Annotated in this window: 26 protein-coding genes; 18 read left to right on the forward strand and 8 right to left on the reverse strand. The window is 62.4% G+C overall.

The genetic code is table 11. The features are described 5' to 3' along the window. Positions 1–96 precede the first annotated feature (96 nt). Positions 97–873, reverse strand: coding sequence for an enoyl-CoA hydratase (locus LPA37_RS21410; RefSeq protein WP_228980509.1), 777 nt, complete (start codon positions 871–873; stop codon positions 97–99). A 132-nt stretch (positions 874–1,005) separates the two neighbouring features. Between LPA37_RS21410 and paaN the strand changes: the two genes are divergently transcribed. From paaN to paaK, 5 genes are all read left to right on the forward strand, one after another. Next, the gene (gene paaN / locus LPA37_RS21415) at positions 1,006–2,697 is read left to right on the forward strand and encodes a phenylacetic acid degradation protein PaaN (RefSeq protein WP_229013670.1); all 1,692 of its coding nucleotides are present in this window, start codon (positions 1,006–1,008) and stop codon (positions 2,695–2,697) included. 111 nt (positions 2,698–2,808) lie between these two features. Beyond that, a complete protein-coding gene (pcaF, locus tag LPA37_RS21420; RefSeq protein ID WP_228980495.1) occupies positions 2,809–4,011 on the forward strand; it encodes a 3-oxoadipyl-CoA thiolase in 1,203 nt (400 codons plus the stop codon). A gap of 51 nt (positions 4,012–4,062) precedes the next feature. Beyond that, entirely contained in the window at positions 4,063–4,854 is a 792-nt protein-coding gene (gene paaG / locus LPA37_RS21425) for a 2-(1,2-epoxy-1,2-dihydrophenyl)acetyl-CoA isomerase PaaG (protein ID WP_229013693.1), read from the forward strand. Between the two features lie 31 nt (positions 4,855–4,885). After that, positions 4,886–5,317 (forward strand): hydroxyphenylacetyl-CoA thioesterase PaaI, encoded by a 432-nt coding sequence (gene paaI / locus LPA37_RS21430; protein WP_407672595.1) that lies wholly within the window; start codon positions 4,886–4,888, stop codon positions 5,315–5,317. A gap of 96 nt (positions 5,318–5,413) precedes the next feature. Continuing rightward, a complete protein-coding gene (paaK, locus tag LPA37_RS21435; protein WP_228980490.1) occupies positions 5,414–6,718 on the forward strand; it encodes a phenylacetate--CoA ligase PaaK in 1,305 nt (434 codons plus the stop codon). 168 nt (positions 6,719–6,886) lie between these two features. Here paaK and mltA read toward each other — a convergent pair whose 3' ends face one another. Then, entirely contained in the window at positions 6,887–8,116 is a 1,230-nt protein-coding gene (gene mltA / locus LPA37_RS21440; protein WP_228980488.1) for a murein transglycosylase A, read from the reverse strand. Between mltA and LPA37_RS21445 the strand changes: the two genes are divergently transcribed. After that, the gene (locus LPA37_RS21445) at positions 8,037–8,219 is read left to right on the forward strand and encodes a hypothetical protein (RefSeq protein ID WP_228980486.1); all 183 of its coding nucleotides are present in this window, start codon (positions 8,037–8,039) and stop codon (positions 8,217–8,219) included. The two genes, mltA and LPA37_RS21445, sit on opposite strands and share 80 nt — an antisense overlap. Before the next feature lie 30 nt (positions 8,220–8,249). Here the strand turns inward: LPA37_RS21445 and apaG are convergent, their stop codons facing one another. Then, positions 8,250–8,624, reverse strand: coding sequence for a Co2+/Mg2+ efflux protein ApaG (gene apaG / locus LPA37_RS21450; RefSeq protein ID WP_228980484.1), 375 nt, complete (start codon positions 8,622–8,624; stop codon positions 8,250–8,252). Between the two features lie 194 nt (positions 8,625–8,818). Here apaG and rpe point away from each other — a divergent pair, with 194 nt between their 5' ends. The 8 genes from rpe to LPA37_RS21490 all read left to right on the forward strand — a co-directional run bounded on the left by rpe (position 8,819) and on the right by LPA37_RS21490 (position 16,240). Continuing rightward, complete coding sequence (gene rpe / locus LPA37_RS21455) at positions 8,819–9,517, forward strand: ribulose-phosphate 3-epimerase (RefSeq protein ID WP_229013671.1); 699 nt, start codon at positions 8,819–8,821, stop codon at positions 9,515–9,517. A gap of 43 nt (positions 9,518–9,560) precedes the next feature. After that, entirely contained in the window at positions 9,561–10,286 is a 726-nt protein-coding gene (locus LPA37_RS21460) for a phosphoglycolate phosphatase (protein WP_228980480.1), read from the forward strand. A 379-nt stretch (positions 10,287–10,665) separates the two neighbouring features. Beyond that, positions 10,666–12,159 carry an anthranilate synthase component I gene (gene trpE / locus LPA37_RS21465; RefSeq protein WP_228980474.1) on the forward strand — a complete coding sequence of 498 codons (1,494 nt, stop codon included), beginning with the start codon at positions 10,666–10,668 and terminating at the stop codon, positions 12,157–12,159. Between the two features lie 13 nt (positions 12,160–12,172). Then, positions 12,173–12,769 (forward strand): aminodeoxychorismate/anthranilate synthase component II, encoded by a 597-nt coding sequence (locus tag LPA37_RS21470; protein WP_228980469.1) that lies wholly within the window; start codon positions 12,173–12,175, stop codon positions 12,767–12,769. Between the two features lie 17 nt (positions 12,770–12,786). After that, positions 12,787–13,818, forward strand: a complete 1,032-nt coding sequence (gene trpD / locus LPA37_RS21475) for an anthranilate phosphoribosyltransferase (RefSeq protein ID WP_228980468.1) — start codon at positions 12,787–12,789, stop codon at positions 13,816–13,818. A gap of 19 nt (positions 13,819–13,837) precedes the next feature. Further along, positions 13,838–14,623, forward strand: a complete 786-nt coding sequence (trpC, locus tag LPA37_RS21480) for an indole-3-glycerol phosphate synthase TrpC (RefSeq protein WP_229013672.1) — start codon at positions 13,838–13,840, stop codon at positions 14,621–14,623. A gap of 81 nt (positions 14,624–14,704) precedes the next feature. Next, positions 14,705–15,331, forward strand: a complete 627-nt coding sequence (locus LPA37_RS21485) for a CYTH domain-containing protein (protein WP_229013673.1) — start codon at positions 14,705–14,707, stop codon at positions 15,329–15,331. An 84-nt stretch (positions 15,332–15,415) separates the two neighbouring features. Next, a complete protein-coding gene (locus LPA37_RS21490) occupies positions 15,416–16,240 on the forward strand; it encodes a uracil-DNA glycosylase (RefSeq protein ID WP_229013674.1) in 825 nt (274 codons plus the stop codon). A 152-nt stretch (positions 16,241–16,392) separates the two neighbouring features. Here the strand turns inward: LPA37_RS21490 and LPA37_RS21495 are convergent, their stop codons facing one another. The 5 genes from LPA37_RS21495 to LPA37_RS21515 form a co-directional block, all read right to left on the reverse strand. After that, positions 16,393–16,989, reverse strand: coding sequence for an FMN-dependent NADH-azoreductase (locus LPA37_RS21495; RefSeq protein WP_228980458.1), 597 nt, complete (start codon positions 16,987–16,989; stop codon positions 16,393–16,395). A gap of 180 nt (positions 16,990–17,169) precedes the next feature. Further along, on the reverse strand, positions 17,170–18,960 hold the full coding sequence (locus tag LPA37_RS21500; RefSeq protein ID WP_229013675.1) for a M61 family metallopeptidase: 1,791 nt from the start codon (positions 18,958–18,960) through the stop codon (positions 17,170–17,172). 92 nt (positions 18,961–19,052) lie between these two features. After that, positions 19,053–19,778 carry a DsbC family protein gene (locus LPA37_RS21505; RefSeq protein WP_228980454.1) on the reverse strand — a complete coding sequence of 242 codons (726 nt, stop codon included), beginning with the start codon at positions 19,776–19,778 and terminating at the stop codon, positions 19,053–19,055. 80 nt (positions 19,779–19,858) lie between these two features. Then, positions 19,859–21,031: a UbiH/UbiF family hydroxylase gene (locus LPA37_RS21510; protein WP_229013676.1), complete on the reverse strand. Its 1,173-nt coding sequence runs from the start codon at positions 21,029–21,031 to the stop codon at positions 19,859–19,861. Between the two features lie 204 nt (positions 21,032–21,235). After that, positions 21,236–21,688: a DUF2501 domain-containing protein gene (locus tag LPA37_RS21515; protein WP_228980451.1), complete on the reverse strand. Its 453-nt coding sequence runs from the start codon at positions 21,686–21,688 to the stop codon at positions 21,236–21,238. A gap of 695 nt (positions 21,689–22,383) precedes the next feature. On the opposite strand from LPA37_RS21515, the gene ychF reads away from it, so the two are divergent. From ychF to ugpE, 4 genes are all read left to right on the forward strand, one after another. After that, a complete protein-coding gene (ychF, locus tag LPA37_RS21520; protein WP_228980448.1) occupies positions 22,384–23,478 on the forward strand; it encodes a redox-regulated ATPase YchF in 1,095 nt (364 codons plus the stop codon). Positions 23,479–23,867: 389 nt separating this feature from the next. Beyond that, positions 23,868–25,193 carry a sn-glycerol-3-phosphate ABC transporter substrate-binding protein UgpB gene (ugpB, locus tag LPA37_RS21525; protein WP_228980446.1) on the forward strand — a complete coding sequence of 442 codons (1,326 nt, stop codon included), beginning with the start codon at positions 23,868–23,870 and terminating at the stop codon, positions 25,191–25,193. A gap of 72 nt (positions 25,194–25,265) precedes the next feature. Next, positions 25,266–26,150: a sn-glycerol-3-phosphate ABC transporter permease UgpA gene (gene ugpA / locus LPA37_RS21530; protein WP_228980443.1), complete on the forward strand. Its 885-nt coding sequence runs from the start codon at positions 25,266–25,268 to the stop codon at positions 26,148–26,150. Next, positions 26,147–26,992, forward strand: coding sequence for a sn-glycerol-3-phosphate ABC transporter permease UgpE (ugpE, locus tag LPA37_RS21535; protein ID WP_228980437.1), 846 nt, complete (start codon positions 26,147–26,149; stop codon positions 26,990–26,992). Before ugpA ends, ugpE begins: the two co-directional genes overlap by 4 nt. Positions 26,993–27,000 lie beyond the last annotated feature (8 nt).

Here is a 27,000-nt window from a genome sequence, read left to right on the forward strand (position 1 = left end):
TTCCCGCCTCCCCCGCACTCCCTTGCCGAAAGCGCGAAAGATCGAGATTCTAGCCACCTCCTCCATGCCTGGCAAGCGTTATTTTGATAAGCCTGTTTAGCGGTGCTTGAACACGGGTTTGCGCTTCTCCACGAACGCGGCCATCCCTTCCTTTTGATCCTCGGTTGCAAACAGGGAATGGAACAGTCGACGCTCGAAATGCACGCCCTCCGCCAGCGTTGTTTCGTATGCACGATTCACCGACTCTTTCACCATCATCACTGCCGGCAACGGGAACCCGGAAATCACGGCTGCGGCGGCCACTGCTTCGTCAAGCAATGAGGCTGCGGGAATGACGCGCGATACGAGACCCGCCCGCTCCGCTTCAACCGCGTCCATGAAGCGCGCCGTCAGGCACATGTCCATCGCCTTCGCTTTCGATACCGCGCGGGGCAGGCGTTGCGTGCCTCCAGCACCAGGCATGACGCCGAGTTTGATCTCAGGCTGGCCGAACTTTGCGGTATCGGCGGCGAAGATGATGTCGCACATCATCGCCAGCTCGCAGCCGCCGCCCAGCGCGAAGCCCGCGACCGCGGCAATAATCGGCTTGCGGATCGAGCGCACGGTCTCCCAGTTACGAGTGATGTAGTCGCCCTTGTACACGTCCATATAGGTGTACGTGGCCATCATGCCAATATCGGCACCCGCGGCGAACGCCTTTTCGCTGCCCGTCACCACGATTGCACCAATCGCCTCGTCGGCGTCAAACACCTTGAGCGCTGCGCCAAGCTCGTCCATCAACGCATCGTTCAGTGCGTTTAGCGCCTTCGGGCGATTCAATGTCACCAGCCCAACCCGGCCGCGCGTCTCCACCAGAATGTTTTCGTAAACCATGCATCCTCCTTGTTTGGAATGAAAAGCAAAAACGCTTCGCGTGACCATCTCAATAATGCTAACATTCGCCAACCAACCGGTCGGTCAATTATTCGACAATAGCCTCCTCTAACGCTCAGCATCCCTTCCGCCATGACACATCCGCTATTCACGAAGCACGAAGACACGCTGCAGAAGGCGCTCGCCGCCATTGAAACACGCGGCTACTGGAGTCCCTTCTCCGAAATGCCCAGTCCGAAAGTGTACGGGGAAACAGCGAACGCGGATGGAGAGGCCGCGTTCAAGTTTCACCTGAACCGGACGTTCGAACTTGACCAGCCGGCCACTCAGGAAACCGTCGGCGCCGAAGTATCGCCATTCGGATTTCCACTCGGCATCCGCTATCCCAAAGCGGACGCCAACACGCTGATCGACGCGGCAACCCGCGCGCAGCGCGACTGGCGAGCAGCCGGTCCGAGGGCCTGGATTGGCGTGAGCCTCGAAATCCTGTCACGGATCAATCGCGCCAGCTTCGAGATCGGTTACGCCGTGATGCATACAACTGGCCAGGCCTTCATGATGGCCTTCCAGGCGGGCGGCCCGCACGCGCAGGACCGCGCACTCGAAGCCGTCGTGTACGCCTGGGACCAGCTACGCCGGATTCCGGCCGACGCTCACTGGGAAAAACCACAAGGCAAGAATCCGCCGCTGGCGATGCGCAAGCGCTATACCGTCGTGCCACGCGGCACGGGCCTCGTGCTCGGCTGCTGCACGTTCCCGACGTGGAACGGTTATCCCGGCCTCTTCGCCGATCTGGCCACGGGCAACACGGTCATCGTCAAGCCGCATCCCGGCGCGATCCTGCCGCTCGCGATTACCGTGCGCATCGCACGCGAGTTGCTCCGCGAAGCGGGATTTGACCCGAACGTCGTGACCCTGCTCGCCACCGATCCCAATGACGGCGCGCTCGTACAGGAGCTCGCCCAACGCCCGGAAATCAAGCTGATCGACTTCACCGGCAGCTCGCAAAACGGCACGTGGCTGGAACGAAACGTCCACCAGGCGCAGGTGTTCACGGAAAAGGCCGGGGTCAACCAGATCGTTATCGATTCTGTCGATGACATCAAGTCGGCCGCCCGCAATATTGCCTTTTCGCTCGCCCTGTACTCGGGCCAGATGTGCACGGCACCGCAGAACATTTACGTGCCACGCGACGGCATTCGCACGGCCGAAGGCCCGCTGAGCTTCGATGCAGTCGCCGGAGCGATCGCCGGCGCGGTGCAAAAACTCGTGGCCGACCCGGCGCGGGCCGTCGAACTGCTTGGCGCAATCCAGAACGAAGGCATCACGCAGCGTATCGACGAAGCCCGCAAGCTCGGGCGCGTGCTTGCTGAAAGCCAGTCGCTCGAACACCCTGCGTTTGCAGGCGCACGCGTCCGCACGCCGCTCCTGCTGCAACTCGATGCCGCAAGCGACGCCGCGCAGTTCACCCGCGAATGGTTCGGCCCGATCTCATTCGTCATTGCAACCGACTCGACCGCTCAATCGCTCGACCTTGCAGGCGCTATCGCCGCTGAGCATGGCGCGCTCACGCTCTCTGTTTACAGCATCGACGACATAGTGCTCGAAGCCGCCCACGAAGCATCGATCCGGGGGGGCGTAGCGCTTTCGATCAATCTCACGGGTGGCGTATTCGTGAACCAGTCCGCAGCGTTCTCAGACTTTCACGGCACGGGCGCCAACCCTGCAGCGAACGCTGCCCTTGCAGACGCCGCTTTTGTCGCAAACCGTTTCCGTGTAATTCAGAGCCGGGTTCATGTTGAACCGAAGGCGGTTCCGGCGTAAGCCGGCCGAACGGCATATGCCATGTGGCCGACTGGAGTCCGATCCGACATCCCCCTAATATGAGTTGACGGAGCGGCCTGCGAACCCGGCCGTCACTCAGTGGAATCCAACATGACCGACGCCTTTATCTGCGATGCAATTCGCACCCCGTTTGGCCGCTACGGCGGCGCCCTGAAAGATGTCCGCGCCGACGACCTCGGCGCCGTGCCCATCAAGGCACTGATGGAACGCAATCCGGGCGTCGACTGGCACGCTGTCGACGACGTCATCTACGGTTGCGCCAACCAGGCCGGCGAAGACAACCGCAACGTCGCACGCATGTCGGCACTGCTTGCCAACTTGCCAATCGACGCACCCGGCGCGACGTTGAACCGGCTATGCGGATCCGGCATGGACGCCGTCGGTTGCGCCGCTCGCGCGATCAAGGCAGGCGAGGCGCATCTGATGATTGCGGGTGGCGTCGAAAGCATGACCCGCGCGCCGTTCGTCATGGGCAAATCCACCAGCGCGTTCGCGCGTCAGGCCGCGATTCACGATACGACAATCGGCTGGCGCTTCGTCAACACGTTGATGAAGCGCGACTTCGGTGTCGATTCCATGCCGGAAACGGCAGAGAACGTGGCGGTCGAGTTCGGCATCAGCCGCGCGGATCAGGACGCGTTCGCACTGCGCAGCCAGCAAAAGGCGGCACGCGCCCAGCGTGATGGCACGCTGGCGCAGGAAATCGTAGCTGTCGAAATCGCGCAGAAGAAAGGCGATGCTATTCGTGTGAGCGTCGACGAGCATCCGCGCGAAACATCGCTCGAATCACTCGGCAAGCTCAACGGCGTCGTGCGCGCCGATGGCACTGTCACCGCTGGCAACGCTTCGGGCGTGAACGACGGTGCGTGTGCACTTCTGCTGGCAAGTCATGAAGCATCGGAGAAGTATGGTCTGCGTCGGCGCGCGCGTGTCGCCGGCATGGCGACAGCCGGCGTAGAACCGCGCATCATGGGCATCGGCCCCGCGCCCGCTACCCTGAAACTGCTGAAGCAGACGGGCATGTCGCTCGACCAGTTCGACGTCATCGAACTGAATGAAGCGTTCGCGTCGCAAGGTCTCGCGGTGCTTCGCGCACTCGGTCTGCGGGACGACGACCCGCGCGTCAACCCCAACGGTGGCGCAATCGCGCTGGGTCACCCGCTTGGCGCATCGGGCGCGCGGCTCATCACAACCGCGCTCCATCAGCTGGAACGCACAAATGGGCGATTTGCCCTGTGCACGATGTGCATTGGCGTCGGTCAGGGCATTGCGCTCGCGATCGAGCGCGTCTGAATACCTCGATATCTGCAATTGCAGATCATGGAGACAAAGAGGAGACAACCGATGTCCTATGAAACGATCAGCGTAGAGCTTGACGCCTCATCCCGCGTCGCCACAGTGACACTGAATCGCCCGGACAAGCTCAACAGCTTCACGCGGGTGATGCACAAGGAACTGGGGGCGGCGCTCGATGAAGTCGAAGCCGCAGGCACCCGGGCGCTGGTGCTGACAGGTGCGGGCCGCGGATTCTGCGCAGGCCAGGACCTTGCCGATCTCGATTTCACGCCGGGTGCGATGACAGACCTCGGCGAGCTGATCGATGAACACTTCAACCCGTTGATCCGCCGGCTTCAGGCGCTGCCGATGCCCGTCATCGCAGCCGTCAATGGCACCGCTGCTGGTGCAGGCGCCAACCTCGCGCTCGCCTGCGATCTCGTCATTGCAGCCCGATCGGCCAGCTTCATTCAGGCCTTTGTGAAAATCGGCCTCGTTCCTGATTCGGGTGGGACGTGGTTCCTGCCGCAGCGCCTCGGTATGGCACGAGCCCTCGGGCTCGCCATGACGGGCGACAGGCTGCCCGCGGAAAAAGCCGAAAGCTGGGGCCTCATCTGGCAGGCCGTCGACGACGCCGATTTGCAGGAAACCGCAACGAAGCTGGCCACGCAACTGGCGCAGCAGCCCGCGCTCGCCATCGTCGCAATCAGGCGCGCCATGCGTGAAGGCGTCACCCAGACGCTGGACGCGCAGCTCGATCTCGAACGCGATCTGCAGCGCGAACTGGGTGCATCGCACGACTACGAGGAAGGCGTGCGTGCCTTCATGGAAAAACGCGCACCACGCTTCGAGGGCCGTTGACATGTCCAGCCAGCCACAGCACGACGACACGATGTCACCAGAAGCACTCGCCCGCGCCACCGCCCAATCGATGTACGAAGCGGATGCCTGCAGCCAGGCGCTGGGCCTCGAACTTCTGGAAGTGCGCCCCGGGTACGCACGCATGCGGATGCTGGTCCGTCCTGATTTTCTGAACGGACACCAGATCTGCCACGGCGGCCTGATCTTCACCCTGGCCGATTCGACGTTTGCCTTCGCGTGCAACTCGTACAACATCAACACGGTGGCGTCGGGCTGTTCGATCGAGTTCCTGCGTCCGGTTCCCGGCGGCGAAGAGCTGACCGCCGAAGCCGTCGAGCAGACGCTGAGTGGTCGCAACGGCATCTACGACATCCGGGTAACGAATCGCACCGGAGAAACGGTCGCGATGTTCCGTGGCAAATCCGCACAGATTCGCGGCACGGTCATTCCCGTTACTGACTGAAGCTTCGCGCCGAACACTCAACGCAACGTAACGCTTCGTTCGTTGTTCGTTACACGCAGCGCATCTATTCTGAAAAGCAGCAAAGGAGACATCCGCATGACGACCGATCTACCGCTCGACCCGATCGAAACGGCGAGCCGCGACGAACTCGCCGCCCTCCAGCTCGAACGACTGAAATGGTCGCTCACGCACGCGTATGAAAATTCGCCGGTGTATCGGCGCAAGTTTGACGAAGCTGGCGTCCATCCGTCTGAGGTGAAAACGCTGGCGGACCTTTCGCGCTTCCCGTTCACCACCAAGAAGGATCTGCGCGACAGCTATCCCTTCGGCATGTTTGCTGTGCCGCAGGAGCAGATATCGCGGATTCACGCATCGTCGGGTACCACGGGCAAACCGACCGTTGTCGGTTACACCGCGCGCGACATCGACACATGGGCGAACCTCGTCGCCCGTTCGATCCGTGCGGCCGGCGCCCGACGCGGCGACAAGGTGCATGTCAGCTACGGATACGGTCTCTTTACCGGCGGACTCGGCGCACATTATGGCGCCGAACGCGCCGGCCTCACCGTGATCCCATTTGGCGGCGGTCAGACGGAAAAGCAGGTCCAGCTTATCCAGGACTTCCGTCCGGACATCATCATGGTGACGCCCAGCTACATGCTGTCGATCGCCGATGAGCTGGAACGACAAGGCGTCGATCCAGCCAGCTGTTCGCTGCGCATCGGCATCTTCGGCGCGGAGCCGTGGACGAACGACATGCGGCGGGCAATCGAACAGCGCATGGGCATCGACGCTGTCGACATCTACGGGCTGTCTGAAGTCATGGGCCCGGGCGTCGCATCGGAGTGCGCGGAAACGAAAGACGGCCCGACGATCTGGGAAGACCATTTCTACCCCGAGATCATCAATCCCGAAACCGGCGAAGTACTGCCAGAAGGCGAATTTGGCGAACTCGTCTTCACCTCGCTGACGAAAGAAGCGTTGCCGATCATTCGCTATCGCACGCGCGACCTTACGCGTCTGTTGCCCGGCACCGCACGCACGATGCGCCGTATGGAGAAAATCACGGGCCGCTCGGACGACATGATGATCGTGCGCGGCGTCAACGTTTTCCCGACGCAGATCGAAGAGCTGCTGTTGAAGCAACATGCGCTCGCGCCGCACTATCAGATCATCCTCACGAAGGAAGGCCCGCTCGATGTGCTGACGCTGAATGTCGAACCGTGTCCCGAAACCGCGCCGGATACGGGCGCGCTCAATACCGCGAAACAGGCCCTCGTCTACGATATCAAGGCGTTGATCGGCGTGAGCGCAGTGGTGAACGTGCTGGCGGTAAACGGTATCGAACGCTCGGTTGGCAAGGCACGGCGCGTCGTCGACAAACGGTTTTCCGGAAGCTGACGTTCCGACAACCGGAAGCCTGGCCGGCAGCACAAGCCAGCGCGACTTGGATTGAAATGAATGTAGAAAAGTGATCAGCGGCGGCATGGCGGCGCTGATCGCGATGCAGTCGTACGGTTGCCAGATGGAGGATCAGGCGTGCGCCCCGGTCACGCCTGACCCGCCCGATCACGAATTCGGCAGCAGCAACCACATGCGGCCGGCCTGCTTCATCTTGCCGGCGAGATCGCCCGCGTCGTCGCCAAGTCCCCAGAAATAGTCGGCGCGCACACCGCCTTTGATCGCCGAACCTGTGTCCTGTGCAAACACCAGACGATTCATCGGCAAATTGGTCAACGGACGCGTCGTTTGCAGAAACACCGGCGTACCGAGCGGAATCGAAGACGGATCGACAGCAATGGACCGCTCGGGCGTCAACGGAACGCCCAGCGCGCCAATTGGACCGTCGGCGCCACTCTGCTGAGCCGTATCGCCCGTGGGCATTTCACGGAAGAACACAAACCGCGGATTCGTATCGAGCAATGCGTCGACCTTCGCCGGATTCGAACGCGCCCAGGCCTTGATGCCCTGCATCGTCGCCTGCGCGGGCGTGATCTCGCCGCGATCCAGCAGCGAACGGCCAATCGATTTGTACGGCTGGTTGTTCGTGCCGCCAAACCCGACGCGCATCACGCTGCCATCCTCCATCACGATTCGCCCCGATCCTTGCACCTGCAGGAAGAACGCTTCGATCGGATCGTCGACCCACACCAGTTCGTTACCTGTCAGCACCCCGCTGCGTTCGAGCTGGGCGCGCGCCGGCAGCGGCGCGCCGGCGCGATAGCCGGCCGGCCAGTGGTACAGCGCCGTCTGATAGACGCCGTGCCGCACGCGCGAACCGCGCAGCAACGGTTCGTAATAGCCCGTCACCAGGCCATCGAGCGTGCCGTCGGTATTGGCGAACTGAAAAGGAGTGAAATACGTTTCGAAGAACGTGCGCGCACTCGCGACATCGAGGTCGTCGAGTTGCGTTGCCGCGGCACACGCCCGCTGCCAGTTCGGCTGACGCGCAAGCCGGGTGCAGTTCTGCCGGAGCGCGGCCGTCGCTCCGATCAGCGAATCGTCCTGCCAGCCCGGCACCTGCTGCCATGCGACGGGAGTGAGCCGCGTCGACGCAATCTGGCCCGGAATGATCGCGGCGCCCGTCGGTGGCGAGACAGACTTCAACGACGCTCCGCCTCCGCACGCTGCCAGCATCGCCGCTACCGCCACCGCGCTGACCCAGCCTGCGGCCGTGCGGACAATACGCATACAATGTTCGTTCTTGATGGAAACCGCCATGTCTGATCTGTTCGACGAATACCCGATGCTGATATTTGCGCTGGAGTCGCTTCTGGCGCTGGGCCTGCTGATTTTCATCGTTGTCTGGACATCGTCCGGCAAGAAGAAGCAGGCGCGAAATGCACAACGCACGCACAAGACATCAGGCGAAAACAGCGACAGCCAGCAGCCGCAGCCGTAAGCCTTACGGTTGAAAGGGCCGCTTGCCGGTTCAATGCAGCGTGCGCGGCATGCGCAGCATGAACTCGGGCACAGTCGCTTCGAAACGTTCGCCGTCTTCCGCGACGCAAAAATACTCCCCGCGCATCGTGCCGACGGGCGTTGCGATCAACGCCCAGCTCGTATATTCGAACTGCTCGCCCGGTTTGAGGAGCGGCTGGTGGCCGACCACGCCAAGGCCCTTCACTTCCTGCACATGCTCTTCGCTGTCCGTGATGACCCAGTGGCGTGCGATCAGTTGAGCCGGAACCTGCCCGCTGTTGCGGATGGTCAGCGTGTATGCGAACGCATACTTGCGGCGCTCGGGGTCCGATTCTTCGGGCAGATACGCGACCTGCACCGATACGCTGAATTCGTACTGGCTCATCCTGATTCCGGTGTGAATGCACGCTGCGGGAAGCCCATGCGCCAATGGTTTGCGGCCTGTCGGCGGGAAGCGGCTCTGGTTTCGCATTCTGCTTGATGCAGCGGACGCCCGCAACCAGCTATCCCGTCCGGACAGGGGTTTCTCGCCGTGCAAACCGGTAAGATAGCGATTTTCCGCCTGCCGCTCCCCACGCCATGACGCAATTCAGAATCGCTCCCAGCATCCTGTCCGCCGACTTCTCGCGGCTTGGCGAAGAAGTCCGCAACGTTGTCGCCGCCGGCGCCGACTGGATTCACTTCGACGTGATGGACAACCACTACGTGCCGAACCTGACCATCGGCCCGCTCGTGTGCGAGGCGATCCGCCCGCACGTGCAGGTGCCGATCGACGTGCATCTGATGGTGCGCCCGGTCGACCGTATCGTGCCGGACTTCGCGAAAGCGGGCGCCAACGTCATCAGCTTTCACCCGGAAGGCTCGGATCACATCGACCGAACACTGTCGCTGATCCGCGATCATGGCTGCAAGGCCGGCCTCGTGTTCAATCCCGCCACGTCGCTCAGCTATCTCGATCACGTGATGGACAAGCTCGATCTCGTGTTGATCATGTCAGTGAATCCGGGCTTCGGCGGCCAGTCGTTCATTCCTGAAGCGCTGAACAAGCTGCGCGAGGCGCGAGCCCGTATCGATGCATACAAGGAAAAGACCGGCCGTGAAATCCATCTCGAAGTGGACGGCGGCGTGAAGGTCGACAACATCGCGGAAATCGCAGCGGCAGGCGCGGACACGTTCGTGGCGGGCTCGGCGATCTTCGGCAAACCCGACTACAAGACCGTCATCGACCAGATGCGCACAGCACTTGCCCAGATCAAGCATCCGTCGCACAGCAAATGAGTCATCACACGCGTCTACCACCCATACCCGGCGACCTCCGAACATGACTGCGAAGCCCTCCTTTCCTGCACCGGTATTCAGCGGCCCCCGTATCGAGGCCGCGATTATCGACCTCGACGGCACCATGGTCGATACGGCCGACGACTTCACCGCCGGGCTGAACGGCATGCTCGCGCAGCTCGACGCGGCGGAAACGTCGCGTGAGGAAGTGGTCGAATACGTCGGCAAGGGCTCGGAACATCTGATTCGCAGCGTGCTCGCGCCGCGTTTCGAGGCCGGGCACGCGCAGGATCGCTTCGACGAGGCGCTCGCGATCTATCAGGACGAGTACTCGAAGATCAACGGCACGCACACGCGTCTCTATCCTGACGTCGAAGCGGGCCTGAAGGCGATGCGCGACGCCGGCCTCAAGCTCGCGTGCGTGACGAACAAGCCGCGCCGCTTTGCGGTGCAACTACTCACGCAATATGGGCTGACCGGCTATTTCAGCGTCGTGATCGGCGGCGACACGCTCGCGAAAAAGAAGCCCGATCCGCTGCCGATGATCACCGCGTGCGCCGAAATGCAGGTCGCGCCGCAGGCAGCGGTGGCGATCGGCGATTCGGAAAACGACGCGATGGCCGGCCGCGCCGCCGGTCTCGCTACGTTGACTGTGCCGTATGGCTACAACCATGGTCAGTCTGTACAAACAATAAAATCGGATGGTATAGTTGCTTCGCTGCTCGAGGCCGCCAAGGCCATCGCAGCGCACCAATCACCGACTTTATAAGTCCATCATCCTCATGTTTCTGAATAAAAAACGGAGTCTGAGCAGCATCGACCGGGGAGCCTGGCCCTGGCGTCGCTGGTCGCGCTAACCTCGCCTGAGGTACGCTGAAGCCCGTCTTCGGCAACCGTTTTTTACTTCGCTGCGCTTCTCGCGCGCTTCCCGAGTTTTACGCTGGTAACCGTCGCATCGCTTCATCTGGTCTTCGTGTATCCATCGCGGTACCGTTGCGTCATGTGAGCTTGCACGCGTTCCCGGGACAGCACGCACCGATCGGCGTCTCCCTGTCGAAAGACACAGAAAGCCTGGCCGGCAAGCGCAACGCCCCCGTCTTATCCGAAGCACACGCACGCTGTGCCGGACGCACGAACAGGATCGGAACATGACCGAACTCGAATTTCAGTCCCTCGCAAACGAGGGCTTCAATCGCATCCCGATGATCGCCGAGGCGCTCGCCGACCTCGAAACTCCGTTATCGCTGTATCTGAAGCTCGCGCAGTCCGAGCGCAACGGCGCCAACTCGTTCCTGCTCGAATCGGTAGTGGGCGGCGAGCGGTTCGGCCGCTACTCGTTCATCGGCCTGCCGGCACGCACGCTCGTGCGTACCCGCAACGGCGTGTCCGAGGTCGTGAAAGACGGCAAGGTCGTCGAGACGCATGAAGGCGATCCGCTCGCGTTCATCCAGCAGTTCCAGGCACGTTTCAAGGTGGCGCAACGTCCCGGCCTGCCGCGGTTTAGCGGCGGTCTGGCCGGTTATTTCGGCTATGACGCGGTGCGCTACATCGAGAAAAAGCTCGCGCACACCGCGCCGCCGGACGATCTCGGCCTGCCCGACATCCAGTTGCTGCTCACAGAAGAAGTCGCGGTGATCGACAACCTCGCCGGCAAGCTGTATCTCGTGGTCTACGCCGACCCGGCCTTGCCCGAGGCGTACACGAAAGCGAAGCAGCGCCTGCGCGAACTGCGCCAGCGTCTGCGCACGACCGTTCAGCCGCCGGTCACGTCGGCGAGCGTGCGCACCGAGATTTATCGCGAGTTCGCGAAAGACGATTACCTCGCCGCCGTGCGCAAGGCGAAGGAATATGTCGCGGCCGGCGAGCTGATGCAGGTTCAGGTCGGCCAGCGTCTGACGAAACCGTATCGCGACAATCCGCTTTCGCTGTATCGCGCACTGCGCTCGCTGAATCCGTCGCCGTATATGTATTACTACAACTTCGGTGAATTCCATGTGGTCGGCGCTTCGCCGGAAATTCTGGTGCGTCAGGAAAAGCGCGGCGAGGACCGGATCGTGACGATCCGTCCGCTTGCGGGCACGCGTCCACGTGGCAACACGCCCGAGCGCGACGCCGAACTCGCCACGGAACTGCTGAACGACCCGAAGGAAATCGCCGAGCACGTGATGCTGATCGACCTCGCGCGTAACGACGTCGGCCGCATCGCGCAGATCGGTTCGGTGGTCGTGACCGACCAGATGATCATCGAAAAGTACTCGCACGTGCAGCACATCGTGAGCTCGGTCGAGGGCAAGCTCAAGGCGGGCGTCACCAATTTCGACGTGCTGCGCGCGACGTTCCCGGCCGGCACGCTGTCGGGCGCGCCGAAGGTCCGCGCGATGGAACTGATCGACGAGCTCGAACCGGTGAAGCGCGGTCTTTACGGCGGCGCCGTCGGCTATCTGTCGTTCACCGGCGAGATGGATCTGGCGATCACGATCCGCACCGGCGTGATCCACAACGGCAATCTGTATGTGCAGGCGGCGGCGGGCATCGTCGCGGATTCGGTGCCGGAATCCGAATGGCAAGAGACCGAAAACAAGGCGCGCGCTGTGCTGCGCGCCGCCGAGCAGGTGCAGGACGGCCTCGATAGCGACTTCTGACCGGAGACAGACCATGCTGCTGATGATCGACAACTACGACTCGTTCACCTATAACCTGGTCCAGTACCTCGGCGAACTCGGCGAAGACGTACGGACCTACCGCAACGACGAAATCACCCTCGACGAAATCGCGAAGCTCAACCCCGAGCGCATCTGCCTTTCGCCCGGACCGAGCAATCCGCAACACGCCGGCATCACGCTCGACGTGCTGCGCAAGTTTTCCGGCGAGATTCCGATTCTCGGCGTGTGCCTCGGCCACCAGGCGATTGGCGAGGCATTCGGCGGGCGCGTCGTGCGCGCGCAAACCATAATGCATGGCAAGGTGAGCCAGATCGAAACCGACTGCAAAGGCGTGTTCGCCGACCTGCCGAAGCATTTCACCGTCACGCGCTACCATTCGCTCGCGATCGAACGCGAGTCGCTGCCGGATTGCCTCGAAGTGTCCGCGTGGACCGACGACGGCGAAATCATGGGCGTGCGCCACAAGACGCTCAAGGTCGAAGGCGTGCAGTTCCACCCGGAATCGATCCTGTCCGAACACGGCCATGCGCTGCTCGAAAACTTCGTGAAGCAGTCGAAGCTTGCTGGCGCATCGCAACGCAACGCCTGAAGAAGCGAGAAAAGAACATGTCCATTACTCCGCAGGAAGCGTTGCAGCGCACGATCGAGCATCGCGAAATTTTTCACGACGAAATGCTGCATCTGATGCGCCTCATCATGCGCGGCGAACTCTCGCCGGTGATGTCGGCGGCGATCATCACGGGGCTGCGCGTCAAAAAAGAGACCATCGGTGAAATCGCGGCCGCCGCTACCGTAATGCGCGAATTCGCCCGGCACGTCGAAGTAGAGGACAACTCGAACTTCGTCGATATCGTGGGCACGGGCGGCGACGGCTCGCACACGTTCAACATTTCCACCGCGACGATGTTCGTCACGGCCGGCGCTGGCGCGAAAGTCGCGAAACACGGCAACCGCGGCGTGTCGAGCAAATCGGGCAGCGCGGACGTCCTCGAAGCACTCGGCGTCAACATCGATCTGCAGCCGGAACAGGTGGCGATCTCGATCGCGGAAACCGGCATGGGCTTCATGTTCGCGCCGAACCATCATCCGGCGATGAAGAACATCGCGCCCGTGCGCCGCGAACTCGGCGTGCGGACGATCTTCAATATTCTCGGGCCCCTCACCAATCCGGCCGGTGCGCCGAACCAGCTGATGGGCGTGTTCCACCAGGATCTGGTCGGCATTCAGGTGCGCGTGATGCAACGGCTCGGCGCGAAGCACGTGCTGGTCGTGTACGGCATGGACGGCATGGATGAAGTGTCGCTCGGCGCCGCGACCACGGTCGGCGAACTGCGCGACGGCCAGATTCACGAATACGAGATTCATCCGGAAGACTTCGGCATGCAGATGGTGTCGAACCGGACGCTCAAGGTGAATGACGCCGGTGAATCGAAAACCATGTTGCTCGAAGCGCTCGACAACAAACAGGGCGTCGCGCGCGAAATCGTCGTGCTGAACGCGGGCACGGCGCTGTATTCGGCGAACGTGGTGGCATCGATCGCGGACGGCATCCAGATCGCGCGCGAAACCATCGCGAGCGGCCGCGCACGGGCAAAGGTCGACGAACTGGTCCGTTTCACGCAGCAATTCAAGAAATAACTTCAGTATCGAGATACCCATGAGCGACATTCTGGAACGCATCATCGCGGTCAAGCGCGAAGAAATCCGCGCTGCGCAAATGAGCGCGCCGCTTGAAGAATTACGGCTCGAGGCGTCGACGCGCGACCGGCGCGACTTCGTCGGCGCATTGCGCGCGAAGCACGCAGCCGGCCTCGCCGCGGTCATCGCCGAGGTGAAAAAGGCAAGCCCGTCGAAAGGCATATTGCGCGAACATTTCGTGCCCGCCGATATCGCCCGCTCGTACGAAAGCCACGGCGCGGCGTGCCTTTCCGTGCTGACGGACGTGCAGTTCTTCCAGGGCAGCGCGACTTATCTGGAAGAAGCGCGCGCCGCCTGCGCGCTGCCGGTGCTGCGCAAGGACTTCATCATCGATCCGTACCAGATCGTCGAGGCACGCGCGATGGGCGCCGACGCGATCCTGCTGATCGCCGCAGCGCTCGAAACGCCGCAGATGCAGGATCTCGAAGTGTTCGCGCATTCGCTGGGGCTCGCGGTGCTCGTCGAAGTGCACGACAGCAACGAACTGATGGAAGCGCTCACGCTCAAGACACCGTTGATCGGCATCAACAACCGCAATCTGCGCACGTTCGAAACGTCGATCGACACGACGATCGGCATGCTCGAATCGATTCCGGACGACCGTATCGTAGTGACCGAATCGGGCATTCTGTCGCGCGTCGACGTCGAGCGGTTGCGCACGATGGACGTGCATACGTTCCTCGTCGGCGAAGCGTTCATACGCGCGGAGCAGCCGGGCGCGGAACTCGCGCGGATGTTTTTCTGAGCGCGAACAGCAGGTTTAACGCAGCGCATACGGCAGAACGGCGTCCAGCCACCCGACGGGCCGGATCGAACGGGACACAGGATGAGCATCGAGAGTGAAATCAAGCTGGCGCTGCCGGCCGGACAGGTCGACGCGGCAACCGCGTTTTTCGTCATGCGTACTGGCGAAGCCGGGCATGCCGTCACGCTCGAAAACATCTATTTCGACACGCCCGGCCTGACGCTGGCGCGCTCGAAAAGCGCGCTCCGGCTACGACGCACGCCCGATGGCTGGCTGCAGACGTTCAAGACAGCCGGCTCGGCGAAAGGCGGCCTGCATAGCCGTCACGAATGGGAAATGGCCGTCGCGGGCGATGCGCTGGAAATCGACGCATTGCTGCGCGCGTGCGAAGCACCGGACGTCACGGCAGCGTTGCGCGAGGCGGCGCCAGGCCTCATCGAACTATTTCGCACGAACTTCACGCGCACGCTGTGGCATATGCAGCACGACGGCGCCGGCATCGAAGCGGCGATCGATCTGGGCGAAGTGATTGCCGATGTGAACGGCAAAACGCGCCGCACGCCGATTTCCGAAATCGAACTCGAACTGAAGAGCGGCGATGAAGCAGCGCTTCACGCGCTGGCTCAGGCATTGTCGGCAAACATTCCGGGGCTCGCGCCGGATGACGTCAGCAAGGCACAGCGCGGTTACAGGCTGCGCGAACAGTAACCTGCGCGGCGCGGCGACCCTCGAAGCGGTGGGCAGCAAACGCCACCTTGAGCTACACGTCGTTTGCTGCGACACTTCCCCGCCATGACCTCCGCCACCCGCTCCCGCTCCTCTTCGTCGCAAGCCTCGCTTTTTGGCGAGGCATCTGCTGCGCAACCCGCGTCACCCACGCAACCGGCAAGTAACACCGCCGCCGCGCTCGAAGCCCAGTTCGACGCGTTACCCCCCGTGTGGCGCCAGCACCTGAAACCGTTCATCGGGAGCGATGCCTATGCGCCGTTGTGCGCGTTCGTCGACGCCGAGCGCGCGGCCGGCAAAACCGTCTATCCGGCCGACGTGTTCCGCGCGCTGCGCCTGACGAGCCCTGACGACGTGAAAGTCGTGATCCTCGGGCAAGACCCGTATCACGGTGAGGATCGCGGCACGCCGCAGGCGCACGGACTCGCGTTCTCGGTGCCGCCGGCGGTGCGTCCGCCGCCATCGCTGCGTAATATCTTCAAGGAAATCGCCGCGAATTTCGGCTATGAACCGCCGCGCCACGGCTGCCTCGACACGTGGGCGCGGCAGGGCGTCCTGCTGCTGAACACGGTGCTGACGGTGGAACGCGACTCGGCCGCGAGCCACGCGAAGCGCGGGTGGGAAAAATGCACCGATACGTTGATCCACGAACTCGCGATGCGACACGAAGGGCTCGTCTTCATGCTGTGGGGCGCGCATGCGCAGGCGAAGCGCGCGCTGCTGGGCGGACGTTCGCACTACGTGCTCGAAGCGCCCCATCCGTCGCCACTGTCGGCGCACCGCGGCTTTCTCGGTTGCCGGCATTTCGCGCTGGCCAATGAATATCTCGAACAGCACGGCCGGACGCCGATCGACTGGCGTCTGCCCGACGAAGCCGAAACGCTGGCCTGACCGCGCACATCACGCACATCACGTCGCGATTCGCGAGTCGGAACACAACGATATAGCCGGATCAGAAACAAAAAACGCCACGAGGTCGAAAACCCGTGGCGCTTTTCGTTCCGACGAGACCGGGACATCAGCCTCGGATGGAAAATGAAGCCTTACGCTGCGGCGATCGCTTCGCGCGCGCCGGCGAGTGCCGCGTTCGCGACGTCCGGGCCCATGTTCAGGCCTTCGGCGTAGATGAAGTTCACGTCGGTCATGCCGAGGAAGCCGAGGAACGTCTTCAGGTACGGTGTCTGGCTGTCGCCCGGCGTGCCGACGTACTTGCCGCCACGTGCCGAAACAACGTGCACTTTCTTGCCCGTCACGAGACCTTCCGCGCCGTTCGCGCCGTACTTGAACGTGATGCCGGCGCGTGCGATGAAGTCGAAGTACGTCTTCAGTTGCGACGACACGCCGAAGTTGTACAGCGGAGCGGCGATGACGACGATATCGGCAGCCTGCAGTTCGGCGATCAGCGCTTCGCTGCGTGCGGCGATGGCGTTCTGTTCCGGCGTGCGTTGCCCGGCCGGCGTGAAGAACGCGCCGAGGATCGTGTCGTCCAGATGGGGCAGCGGCTCAGCCTGCAGGTTACGGACGACGACTTGCGCGCCCGGGTTCGACTGTTGCAGCTTTGCGGTCAGTTCGTTGGCAAGCAGCGTCGAATTCGCGCCTTGCGAGCGGGCTGCCGAGTTGATTTGCAGAATCGTGGTCATGGGTGACTCCAGTTGGGGCGCGCAGTGTTGCGCGAGTGGAGCCATTGTGTTTTTTTACCCGCCCGGGAAAAAGTACCGCGCGAGCGAAGGATTGTTGCAAGGGTAGAACAATCCGCCATCTTCAACCCGGGATTTTGTCGCTTTCAGAGGGCCGACGGCGTACCACCGGCCCCCAGCATGTCATTTCCCCAGCCAGCGCTCGCGCCAGTTCCGCGCCGCGACGCGCTTGTCGGTGACCGAAAGCGAGTAGCGCGCGACGTCCGGGGCATCGAGTTTCAACTGCATGGTGCGCAGTTCGTCGCGACGGAACGCATGCACTTCGACCTTCGCGCCCGGCTGGTAACGCGCCAGCAGCGCATCCAGATTCGAGCCGGTGACGCGCAGGCCATCGATCGCGATCAGCACGTCGCCGGCCGACAGGCCCGCCTTCTGCGCCGCGCTACCTTCGTGTACCGTGGCGAGCGTGCAGTCGGCGTTGCCCCGCACGCGCACGCCCAGCGACGGCTTGCCGTTCCTGTCCGGCTCCGGCGCGATACCCACGCCGAACGGTGCGAGCAACGGTTCGAGCGGCAGATCGCGCGTGCCGTACGCGGCCTGATCGAGCAGATGCGCGACGTCGACACCGGTCGCTTCGGCGAAAAGGGCCTCGATTTCCGTCTCCGGCACGCCAACCGGCTTGCCGCGATAGAAATCGCGGCCGAAGCGTTGCCACAGGAGGCGCATCACGTCGTCGAGCGATTTGCGGTTGCCGGTCTGCGCGCGGATCTCCAGATCGAGGCACAGCGCGACCAGCGAGCCCTTCGTGTAATAACTGACGATCGCGTTGGGCGCGTTTTCGTCCTGACGGTAGTACTTGACCCACGCATCGAACGAGCTTTCGGCGACCGACTGTTTCAGACGCCCGCTGCCGCGCTGCACGCTGCCGACCACCTTGCCGACGAGGTCAAAATATTCGGCAGAGGTGATCAGTCCGGTGCGCACCAGAATCAGGTCGTCGTAGTAGGACGTGAAGCCCTCGAAGAGCCACAGCAACGACGTGTAGTTCTCGCGCGTCAGATCGTATGGCGCGAACGCGGCCGGCTTGATGCGCTTCACGTTCCACGTGTGGAAATACTCGTGACTGCACAGGCCAAGGTACGTCCGGTAGCCTTCGGTCGTTTCCGGACGGCCCGTCACCGGCAGATCGGTGCGATTGCAGATCAGCGCCGTCGACGCACGATGCTCGAGGCCGCCGTAGCCGTCGCTGACCACCTGCGTCATGAACACATAGCGATCGACCGGCGCCTTCTTCGACTTCGGCTCGAAGAGCGCGATCTGCGCTTCGCAGACGCGCTTCAGGTCGGCGGCGAGGCGCTCCATATCCACGGCGACGGTGCGTCCCGCGATCACGATATCGTGCGGCACACCGTGCGCGCTGAACGTGGAGAGCGCGAATTCGCCGAGCGTGACCGGATGGTCGATCAGCTCGTCATAGTTCTGCGCGCGATACTCGCCAAAACCGTAGCGCTTCGTGCCGCGCGCTTCGGGCAACGCAGTCGCGACCCGCCAACGGCGATACGACTCGCCCGCCGGCTTCTGGATGTCGACCACGCATGGCGCCTTTTCATGGCCGAGCGGCAACAGAAACACGCTCGTGCCGTTGAAGAAACCGGCTGTGTCGTCGAGATGCGCGGCGCGCACCGACATATCCCACGCATACACCTCGTAGCGCAGCGTCAGCTCGCCATTGACGGGTGCGGCCCGCCACGTGTGCTTGCCGGTTTTCCCGACGCGCACCTTGCGTCCCGCTTCGTTGAAAGCGCGCAGCGTCACGATGTTGCGGGCGAACTCGCGGACCATGTAGCTGCCCGGAATCCACACCGGCAGCATGAAGGACTGCCCGGCCGGATCAGGATCGGCGACGGTCACGGTCACTTCGAACAAATGGGCAGCGGGTTGCTTCGGGACAATGGTGTAGCGGATCGGCTTCATCGGCGGGACATCCAGACAGTAAGCGGAGCGTTAAAACGGCAGGAGGCGCACGACGCGCCTCCTGTTCGACATGTACGACACGTGCGACGCGGTTAGTGGACGGCGGACAACTCCTTGTCGAGCCGGTCTGCCGGCACGGCGCCCGGCAGGCGGCGGCCGTCGGCGAGGAACACCGTCGGCGTACCGTTGACGTTCATCTGCTGGCCGAGCGCGAGGTTCTTGTCGATCGCGGTGGTGTCGCAGCTGGCGGCGGCCGTCGGCGCGCGGTGATCGAGCATCCACGATTCCCACGCCTTCGCGCGATCGGTCGAACACCAGATCGACTTCGATTTCACCGTCGAATCCGGCGAAAGCACCGGGTACAGGAACGTGTAGACCGTCACGTTATCGATCGACTTGAGCGTCGTTTCGAGCTGCTTGCAGTACGGACAGTTCGGATCGGAAAACACGGCGATCCTGCGTGAGCCGTTACCCTTCACGACTTTCACCGCGTTGCCGAACGGCAGGCTCGCGAAATCGATCTTGTTGGTTTCGGCCAGGCGCGCTTCGGTGACGTTCGTGCGCGTTTTCGCTTCGACGATGTCGCCAAGCACGAGGTAATCGCCATTGACATCGCTGTAGAGGATCTGCGTGCCGAGATTCACTTCGTAGAGGCCGGCGATCGGCGACTTCGAAACGCTCTTGATCGTGGCGTCGCCAAGGCGCGACTGCAGCGTGGCCTTCAGCTTGTCGGTGGTCTGGTCGGCCTGCGCGGAGCAGCCGAGTGCGGCGGCGGCGACGGCCAGTGCCAGCGTCGCGATGCGGATACGTTTTTGCATGTTCAATCCCTGGGCGATTTGCACGCGTGCGTGGCGTGCCTTTCATATGTTGGTGCGGACCGTGTGAAACGAAGGTGCCCTTACCCGAGCGCCGCGGAAACAAGCCAGCGTTTAAGCAGCGGCTGCGCGCCGACGAACGCCATGCCGGTATTGCGGACGGCCCAGGCCACGGTGCCCGGCACGGAAAACAGCTTCTGCAGGCCATCGGTGGCGATCATCAACGCACGGATGTCCTCACGACGTGCGCGCTCGTAGCGACGCAGCAGCACCGTGTCGCCGGGATCGCGGAACGCTTCCTTCTTCGCGATCGTATCGGCGAGCGCGGCGACATCGCGCAGCCCGAGATTCATGCCCTGGCCGGCAAGCGGATGGATCAGATGCGCGGCGTCGCCGACCAGCGCGACACGCGGTGCGATCAGCCGGTCGACCGTTTGCAGCGCGAGCGGAAAACCCTGCGCCGGCGTCACGCACTCCAGCGGGCCGAGCAGGCTTTGCGTCACGCGTTCCACTTCCGCCGCGAGCTGCGCGGGCGCGAGTTCCAGCAGTTCGCGCGCATGCTCCGTCCGCGCCGACCAGACGAGCGACACGTGACCGTCCGGCAACGGCAGCAACGCGATGATCTCGCCTTCCCTGAACCATTGATATGCGGTGTCGCCGTGCGGCCGGCCGGCCTTGAAATTCGCGACGACGCCCGTCTGTCTGTAATCGCGGCGATCGACCTTCGAGCCGATCTGCGCGCGCACCCACGAGTGCGCGCCATCCGCGCCGACGACGAGATCCGCTTCCAGCACACGACCGTTCGCAAGCCCGATTGACGCAGCATCGGGTTTCACGTCGAGCGCCTGGGCGCGCGAATCGATCCACGTCAGATTGGGCTGGAACCGCAGCGCGGCGTCGAGCGCGCGTTCGATCAGCGACGATTCGGCGATCCACGCCAGTTGCGACACGGAGGCCTGGAACGCGGAAAAATGGAGTTCGGCAGCCGCATCGCCGAAAACGCGCATGTCGTAGACCGGCGCAAGGCGCGCGACGTCGAGCGCCTGCCAGACGCGCAGACGTTCAAGCAGGGTTTGCGAACTCGCAGAAAGCGCATAGACACGCGCGTCGAACGCGGCACCGGCGGGGAGCGACGCGCATGTCTGCGCGAGCAGTGCGACGCGTCTGCCGCCTTGCGTCAGCGCGAGCGCGGCGGTCTTGCCGACAAGCCCGCCGCCGATCACGGCAACGTCGAAGGTCTGATGGTGAACAGTCATCCGTTCATTATAGCTGCGCGTGTTCCCGGGGACTGACGCGGCGAGCGCGGCGTTTGCCCTCGCTCCAGGGCGCGTGCCGCCTGGCGGCGGTCGCACAGGCAACGGCAAGAACGCTACGTCAACGCGCCTGCATCGAAAACGCCACGCAAACTACGACATGAAAGCGCTTCTTGCGACCGGTCATGCATCATGTGTATTTCATGCTCACAGCATCGATTTGCCCTGGGCAAGAATCTTGTCGCACACCTGCTTCGTAATCTGCTGTTGCAAGCCGCCACCGCTCAGGTCTAGCTGCTTGCCATCACCGCTATTCAGGATGCCCTTTGAGCCGTCGGTGTAGCCGCTGTCAGACGAAGACGAACCGCCGGGCAACTTGCTCATCAGGGAGTCCTTGACCGACGACGCGCTGCCGCCCAGATAGTTGTTTTTGACACAAAATTCGAGAACTCCCGCTACGTTGCCGGTACTGCTGGATGTCAGCGATTGCAACGAGAGTCCGTTACTCAACCCGCTCAGGTTGCCAGGTCCACCGGTCGACCCGCTGCTGTTTCCAGCCTGATTGAGAAGACCGCTCAATTGCGCGTGGGCCGTGGAAATGGACAGCAAACCAGCGATCAGGAACCCCTTCACTACGGTGCGATGCCTCTGTCTGCTCATAACATCCTCTTTTTTGCGAAACTGAACCAGTTTTCAATATAGTGCCTTTCACGGACACCACGATTGCACGAAGCGAGCGGAGATAAAAAAACCCGCATGGCGCGGGTTTACTCGACAGCAGGGGTCAGTGGCAGTGCTTTTCCCAATGGTGATGGATCTTCACCTTGTGACACCGCGGGTGGTGGTGGTCATCTTGCGGACAGGCCGGCAAGGTTGCGCCAACTGTTACGACCGTAGCACGCAGCGCACGAACGGGCTTCTTCATATTAGCCTCCCTGATGCTCGACGAGCTCGACGACAAATCTCAATATTAATATTACACGGCGGTCCGCGCGCAATGATGAAAATTTGACGTCGCGCGGGAATTGGTGACCTTGCTGCCTGACCGCCGTGTTTCACGACCATACCCGCCACGAATGAATCTATCGACAACCGCGGGGTTGTATCTGGATCGTTGACGAAGCTTGATCACGGGTTCCTGTCTTGCCCGGACCCTTACGAATCAGGGCGTCCGAAAGAGTTACAATTGCCACTTCCGTGTACAAAACCAGTACAAAATCGTTGAGCCAACAACGCCACGATTCGTGCTGTTTGTCGCTTCCCCGAATTCACTTTCCGGCTGTCGCGCTCCGGCCATCGCCAGACACCGCGCAACCCGCTGCACAGCCGTAACAAACTGATTCAAAAGGTTTTCCATGAGCCTCAAATGCGGCATCGTTGGCCTGCCCAACGTCGGCAAGTCCACCCTGTTCAACGCGCTGACCAAGGCGGGCATCGCCGCCGAAAACTATCCGTTCTGCACGATCGAGCCGAACGTCGGCATCGTCGAAGTGCCCGACGCACGTCTCCAGGCGCTGGCTGACATCGTCAAGCCGGAGCGTATCCTGCCGGCGGTGGTGGAATTCGTCGACATCGCGGGTCTCGTCGCCGGTGCGAGCAAGGGCGAAGGGCTCGGCAACCAGTTCCTCGCGAACATCCGCGAGACCGATGCGATCACGCACGTCGTGCGCTGCTTCGAAGACGAGAACGTGATTCACGTCGCGGGCAAGGTCGATCCGCTGTCGGACATCGAAGTCATCAACACCGAACTCGCGCTCGCCGATCTCGCGACTGTCGAGAAATCGCTGACGCGTTATTCGAAGGCCGCGAAGTCCGGTAACGACAAGGAAGCGGCGAAACTCGCCGCGGTGCTCGAACGGGTCCGCGCGCAGCTCGATCAGGCGAAACCGGTGCGTGCGCTGGATCTGTCGGAAGAAGAAAACGCGCTGCTCAAGCCGTTCTGCCTGATCACCGCCAAACCGACGATGTACGTGGCGAACGTGAAAGACGACGGCTTCGCGAACAACCCGTACCTCGACGCGGTGAAGAAGTTCGCCGATGCCGAAGGTGCGCCGGTCGTCGCCGTGTGCGCGGCGATCGAAGCGGAAATCGCGGATCTCGACGACGAAGACAAAGGCGTGTTCCTCGCCGACATGGGCATGGAAGAGCCGGGCCTGAACCGCGTGATCCGCGCCGCCTTCAAGCTGCTCGGCTTGCAGACTTACTTCACGGCGGGCGTGAAGGAAGTCCGCGCATGGACGATCCATATCGGCGACACCGCGCCGCAGGCGGCCGGCGTGATCCACACCGATTTCGAGCGCGGCTTCATTCGTGCGCAGACCATCGGCTTCAACGACTTCGTGACCTGCAAGGGTGAACAGGGTGCGAAGGAAGCGGGCAAGATGCGCGCGGAAGGCAAGGAATACGTCGTGCACGACGGCGACGTCATGAACTTCCTGTTCAACGTCTGACGGCTGCGCGGCGAGTTCGCCGCATTCACTGCAAACCCCGCATGTCCCTGTGACAGCGGGGTTTTTTCATGCCGTAGCGAACGGGACATCGATACTCCTGACCGGTAACCGACAAGGTCATCGGCAAAATAAAACCCGGCAGCAGGCGGCCCAGACCACCGTGTTCACCCGCGTCAGAGCGTGGCTGATACAGTCCGCCCGAATGTCAAAATCCGTTGCGTCAGCAACGTCCTTTTCTGCCGGGGCGCTTCAGTTTCGCGGTTGCTGGTGTTAAATTCCCCGTTCCGGCGACCTTACGCGCTGAAGGAATACCACCGCGTGACTGTCATCGAACACAACTAGAATCGCGCAACCCCAATTTGCGCATGATCCGGTCAAGGAGACAATCGATGAGTTGCAAGCCCCTGTTCCGTTCACTTTCCGTTGCCGCGGTACTGGCGTTCGGCATCAGCACCACGGCCCATGCCGCGACCGAGATCCAGTTCTGGCACGCGATGGAAGCCGCGCTGGGCGAACGCCTGAACGACATTGCGAACGACTTCAACGCATCGCAGAGCGACTACAAGATCGTGCCGGTGTTCAAGGGCACCTACGACCAGACGCTTGCAGCGGGCATCGCGGCCTACCGCAGCGGCAACGCGCCCGCGATCCTGCAGGTCTACGAAGTGGGCACGGCCACCATGATGCAGGCAAAGAAAGCCGTGATCCCGGTCTCGGACGTGTTCAAACAGGCAGGCGTGCCGCTCGACGAAAAGGCATTCGTGCCCACCATCGCCAGCTACTACAGCGACTCGAAGACCGGCCAGCTCGTTTCGATGCCGTTCAACAGTTCGACGCCGGTGCTGTACTACAACAAGGACGCCTTCAAGAAAGCCGGCCTCGATCCGGACAAGCCGCCGAAGACCTGGGATGAACTGCGACAGGATGCGCAGAAGCTGAAGGCATCGGGCATGTCGTGCGGTTATTCGTCAGGCTGGCAGAGCTGGATCCAGCTCGAAAACTACAGTGCGTGGCATGGCGCACCGTTCGCATCGAAGAACAACGGCTTCGACGGCACCGATGCCCAGCTCGAATTCAACAAGCCGCTGCAGATCGCGCACATCCAGTTCCTGCAGAACATGGCGAAGGAAGGCACGTTCACCTATGTCGGCCGCAAGGACGAACCGGTGTCGAAGTTCTATAGCGGCGACTGCGGAATCATCACGAACTCGTCGGGGTCGCTTGCCACGATCAAGAAGTTCGCGAAGTTCAACTTCGGCACTGGCATGATGCCGTACGACGCGAGCGTGAAAGGCGCGCCGCAGAACGCGATCATCGGCGGCGCGAGCCTATGGGTGCTGGCGGGCAAGGATCCGGCCGTCTACAAGGGCGTGGCGAAATTCCTCGCCTATCTGACTTCGCCGCAGGTCGCGGCCAAATGGCATCAGGACACGGGTTACCTGCCGGTCACCACCGCGGCCTATCAGCTGACGCAGCAACAGGGCTTCTACGAGAAGAACCCGGGCAGCGATACCGCGATCAGGCAGATGCTCAACAAGCCGCCCCTGCCGTTCACCAAGGGGCTGCGTCTTGGCAACATGCCGCAGATCCGCACGGTCGTCGACGAGGAACTCGAGCAGGTCTGGACGCAGAAGAAGTCGCCGAAAGAGGCGCTCGACTCCGCCGTGTCGCGCGGCGACGAGCTGCTGCGCCGCTTCGAGAAGGCCGGCAGCTAGGCCGCCGGCCGGTTCCTGCGGGCGCTTGTTAAAAGACGAAGCGCCCGCGTGCATCACCTACGGGAAACATCGATGGAAAAGCGATCCCGCTTTGGTGCAGGCGTGTTGCCGTATCTGCTGGTTGCGCCGCAACTCGCCATCACGCTGCTGTTTTTTCTGTGGCCCGCCGGCGAGGCGTTGTGGCAGTCCACGCAAAGTCAGGACGCGTTCGGCACGTCGAGCGAGTTCGTCGGCCTCGCCAATTTCAAACAGCTGTTCGCCGATCCGCTCTATCTGTCGTCGGTCAATACGACGCTGATTTTCTGTTCGCTCGTCACGCTCGGCGGTCTCGCGATTTCGCTCGTGCTCGCTGCCTGCGCCGACCGCGTGACGCGCGGGGCAAAGACCTATCAGACGCTGCTGATCTGGCCGTACGCGGTTGCGCCCGCGCTCGCCGGCGTGCTGTGGTCGTTCCTCTTCAATCCGAGCATCGGGCTCGTGACCTACGCGCTCGCGAAGGGCGGCATCGTGTGGAATCACGCGCTCAACCCCGGGCAGGCGATGTTCCTCGTCGTGCTCGCTTCGGTCTGGAAGCAGGTCAGCTACAACTTCCTGTTCTTCTATGCCGGCCTGCAGGCGATTCCGCGTTCGCTGATCGAAGCGGCCGCGATCGACGGCGCGGGCCCCGTGCGCCGCTTCTTCGGCATCGCGCTGCCGCTGCTGTCGCCGGTGAGTTTCTTTCTGCTCGTCGTCAATATCGTCTACGCGTTCTTCGATACGTTGCCGGTGATCGACGCGGCCACCGGCGGCGGCCCCGCGCAATCGACCCGCACGCTGATCTACAAGATCTTCGCCGAAGGCTTTCAGGGCCTCGATATCGGCAGTTCCGGCGCGCAGTCGGTGGTGCTGATGGTGATCGTCGTCGCACTGACTGTCGTGCAGTTCCGTTTCATCGAGCGGAGGGTCCAGTACTCATGATCGAGAATCGACGCGGGTTCGACCTCTTTTGCCACGCGGTGCTGATCGTCGGCGTCGTGCTGGTCGTGTTTCCGGTGTACATCGCGTTCTGCGCCGCGACGATGAGCGAGCATGAAGTGTTCAGCGTGCCGCTTTCGCTCGTGCCCAGCACGCATCTGTTCGAGAACATCGCGAACGTCTGGACGCACGGCAGCGGCAACGCGGCGAGTCCGTTCGGACGGATGCTGATGAACAGCCTCGTGATGGCGCTCGTCATTTCGATCGGCAAGATCGCCGTATCGATGATCTCCGCGTATGCGATCGTGTTCTTCCGCTTCCCGCTCAGGAATGTCGCGTTCTGGCTGATCTTCATCACGTTGATGCTGCCGGTCGAAGTACGCATCTTTCCGACCGTGCAGGTGGTGTCGTCGATGCATCTGAGCAACACCTACGCCGGCTTGACGCTGCCGCTGATCGCCTCGGCCACCGCGACTTTCCTGTTCCGGCAGTTTTTCCTGACGCTGCCGGACGAACTGATGGAAGCGGCACGCATCGACGGCGCCGGGCCGCTGCGCTTTTTCTGGGACGTGGTGCTGCCGCTGTCGAAGACGAACATGGCCGCGCTGTTCGTGATCACGTTCATCTACGGCTGGAACCAGTATCTGTGGCCGATCCTGATCACGAGCCAGCAATCGCTGACCACGGCGGTGGTCGGCATCAAGAGCATGATCGCGTCCGGCGATACGGCGACCGAGTGGCATCTGGTGATGACCGCGACGCTGCTCGCGATGCTGCCGCCGCTCGCCGTCGTGCTGACGATGCAGCGCTGGTTCGTGCGCGGCCTCGTGGATGCCGAAAAATAAACCGGTCG

The sequence above is a fragment of the Paraburkholderia gardini genome (assembly GCF_907164545.1).
GTDB lineage: Bacteria > Pseudomonadota > Gammaproteobacteria > Burkholderiales > Burkholderiaceae > Paraburkholderia > Paraburkholderia gardini.

Bases quoted from the DNA above. Each gene is read 5' to 3' on its own strand.
- ugpA (WP_228980443.1), top strand. From the start codon at position 25,266: ATGGAAAAGCGATCCCGCTTTGGTGCAGGCGTGTTGCCGTATCTGCTG.
- LPA37_RS21515 (WP_228980451.1), bottom strand. From the start codon at position 21,688: ATGAGCAGACAGAGGCATCGCACCGTAGTGAAGGGGTTCCTGATCGCT.
- LPA37_RS21490 (WP_229013674.1), top strand. From the start codon at position 15,416: ATGACCTCCGCCACCCGCTCCCGCTCCTCTTCGTCGCAAGCCTCGCTT.
- ychF (WP_228980448.1), top strand. From the start codon at position 22,384: ATGAGCCTCAAATGCGGCATCGTTGGCCTGCCCAACGTCGGCAAGTCC.
- rpe (WP_229013671.1), top strand. From the start codon at position 8,819: ATGACGCAATTCAGAATCGCTCCCAGCATCCTGTCCGCCGACTTCTCG.
- paaG (WP_229013693.1), top strand. From the start codon at position 4,063: ATGTCCTATGAAACGATCAGCGTAGAGCTTGACGCCTCATCCCGCGTC.
- mltA (WP_228980488.1), bottom strand. From the start codon at position 8,116: ATGAAAATCAGCAGGCCCAGCGCCAGAAGCGACTCCAGCGCAAATATC.
- apaG (WP_228980484.1), bottom strand. From the start codon at position 8,624: ATGAGCCAGTACGAATTCAGCGTATCGGTGCAGGTCGCGTATCTGCCC.
- LPA37_RS21445 (WP_228980486.1), top strand. From the start codon at position 8,037: ATGTCTGATCTGTTCGACGAATACCCGATGCTGATATTTGCGCTGGAG.
- paaK (WP_228980490.1), top strand. From the start codon at position 5,414: ATGACGACCGATCTACCGCTCGACCCGATCGAAACGGCGAGCCGCGAC.
- paaN (WP_229013670.1), top strand. From the start codon at position 1,006: ATGACACATCCGCTATTCACGAAGCACGAAGACACGCTGCAGAAGGCG.
- LPA37_RS21460 (WP_228980480.1), top strand. From the start codon at position 9,561: ATGACTGCGAAGCCCTCCTTTCCTGCACCGGTATTCAGCGGCCCCCGT.
- paaI (WP_407672595.1), top strand. From the start codon at position 4,886: ATGTCACCAGAAGCACTCGCCCGCGCCACCGCCCAATCGATGTACGAA.
- trpD (WP_228980468.1), top strand. From the start codon at position 12,787: ATGTCCATTACTCCGCAGGAAGCGTTGCAGCGCACGATCGAGCATCGC.
- LPA37_RS21410 (WP_228980509.1), bottom strand. From the start codon at position 873: ATGGTTTACGAAAACATTCTGGTGGAGACGCGCGGCCGGGTTGGGCTG.
- LPA37_RS21500 (WP_229013675.1), bottom strand. From the start codon at position 18,960: ATGAAGCCGATCCGCTACACCATTGTCCCGAAGCAACCCGCTGCCCAT.
- LPA37_RS21505 (WP_228980454.1), bottom strand. From the start codon at position 19,778: ATGCAAAAACGTATCCGCATCGCGACGCTGGCACTGGCCGTCGCCGCC.
- LPA37_RS21470 (WP_228980469.1), top strand. From the start codon at position 12,173: ATGCTGCTGATGATCGACAACTACGACTCGTTCACCTATAACCTGGTC.
- pcaF (WP_228980495.1), top strand. From the start codon at position 2,809: ATGACCGACGCCTTTATCTGCGATGCAATTCGCACCCCGTTTGGCCGC.
- ugpB (WP_228980446.1), top strand. From the start codon at position 23,868: ATGAGTTGCAAGCCCCTGTTCCGTTCACTTTCCGTTGCCGCGGTACTG.
- LPA37_RS21510 (WP_229013676.1), bottom strand. From the start codon at position 21,031: ATGACTGTTCACCATCAGACCTTCGACGTTGCCGTGATCGGCGGCGGG.
- trpC (WP_229013672.1), top strand. From the start codon at position 13,838: ATGAGCGACATTCTGGAACGCATCATCGCGGTCAAGCGCGAAGAAATC.
- LPA37_RS21485 (WP_229013673.1), top strand. From the start codon at position 14,705: ATGAGCATCGAGAGTGAAATCAAGCTGGCGCTGCCGGCCGGACAGGTC.
- trpE (WP_228980474.1), top strand. From the start codon at position 10,666: ATGACCGAACTCGAATTTCAGTCCCTCGCAAACGAGGGCTTCAATCGC.
- LPA37_RS21495 (WP_228980458.1), bottom strand. From the start codon at position 16,989: ATGACCACGATTCTGCAAATCAACTCGGCAGCCCGCTCGCAAGGCGCG.
- ugpE (WP_228980437.1), top strand. From the start codon at position 26,147: ATGATCGAGAATCGACGCGGGTTCGACCTCTTTTGCCACGCGGTGCTG.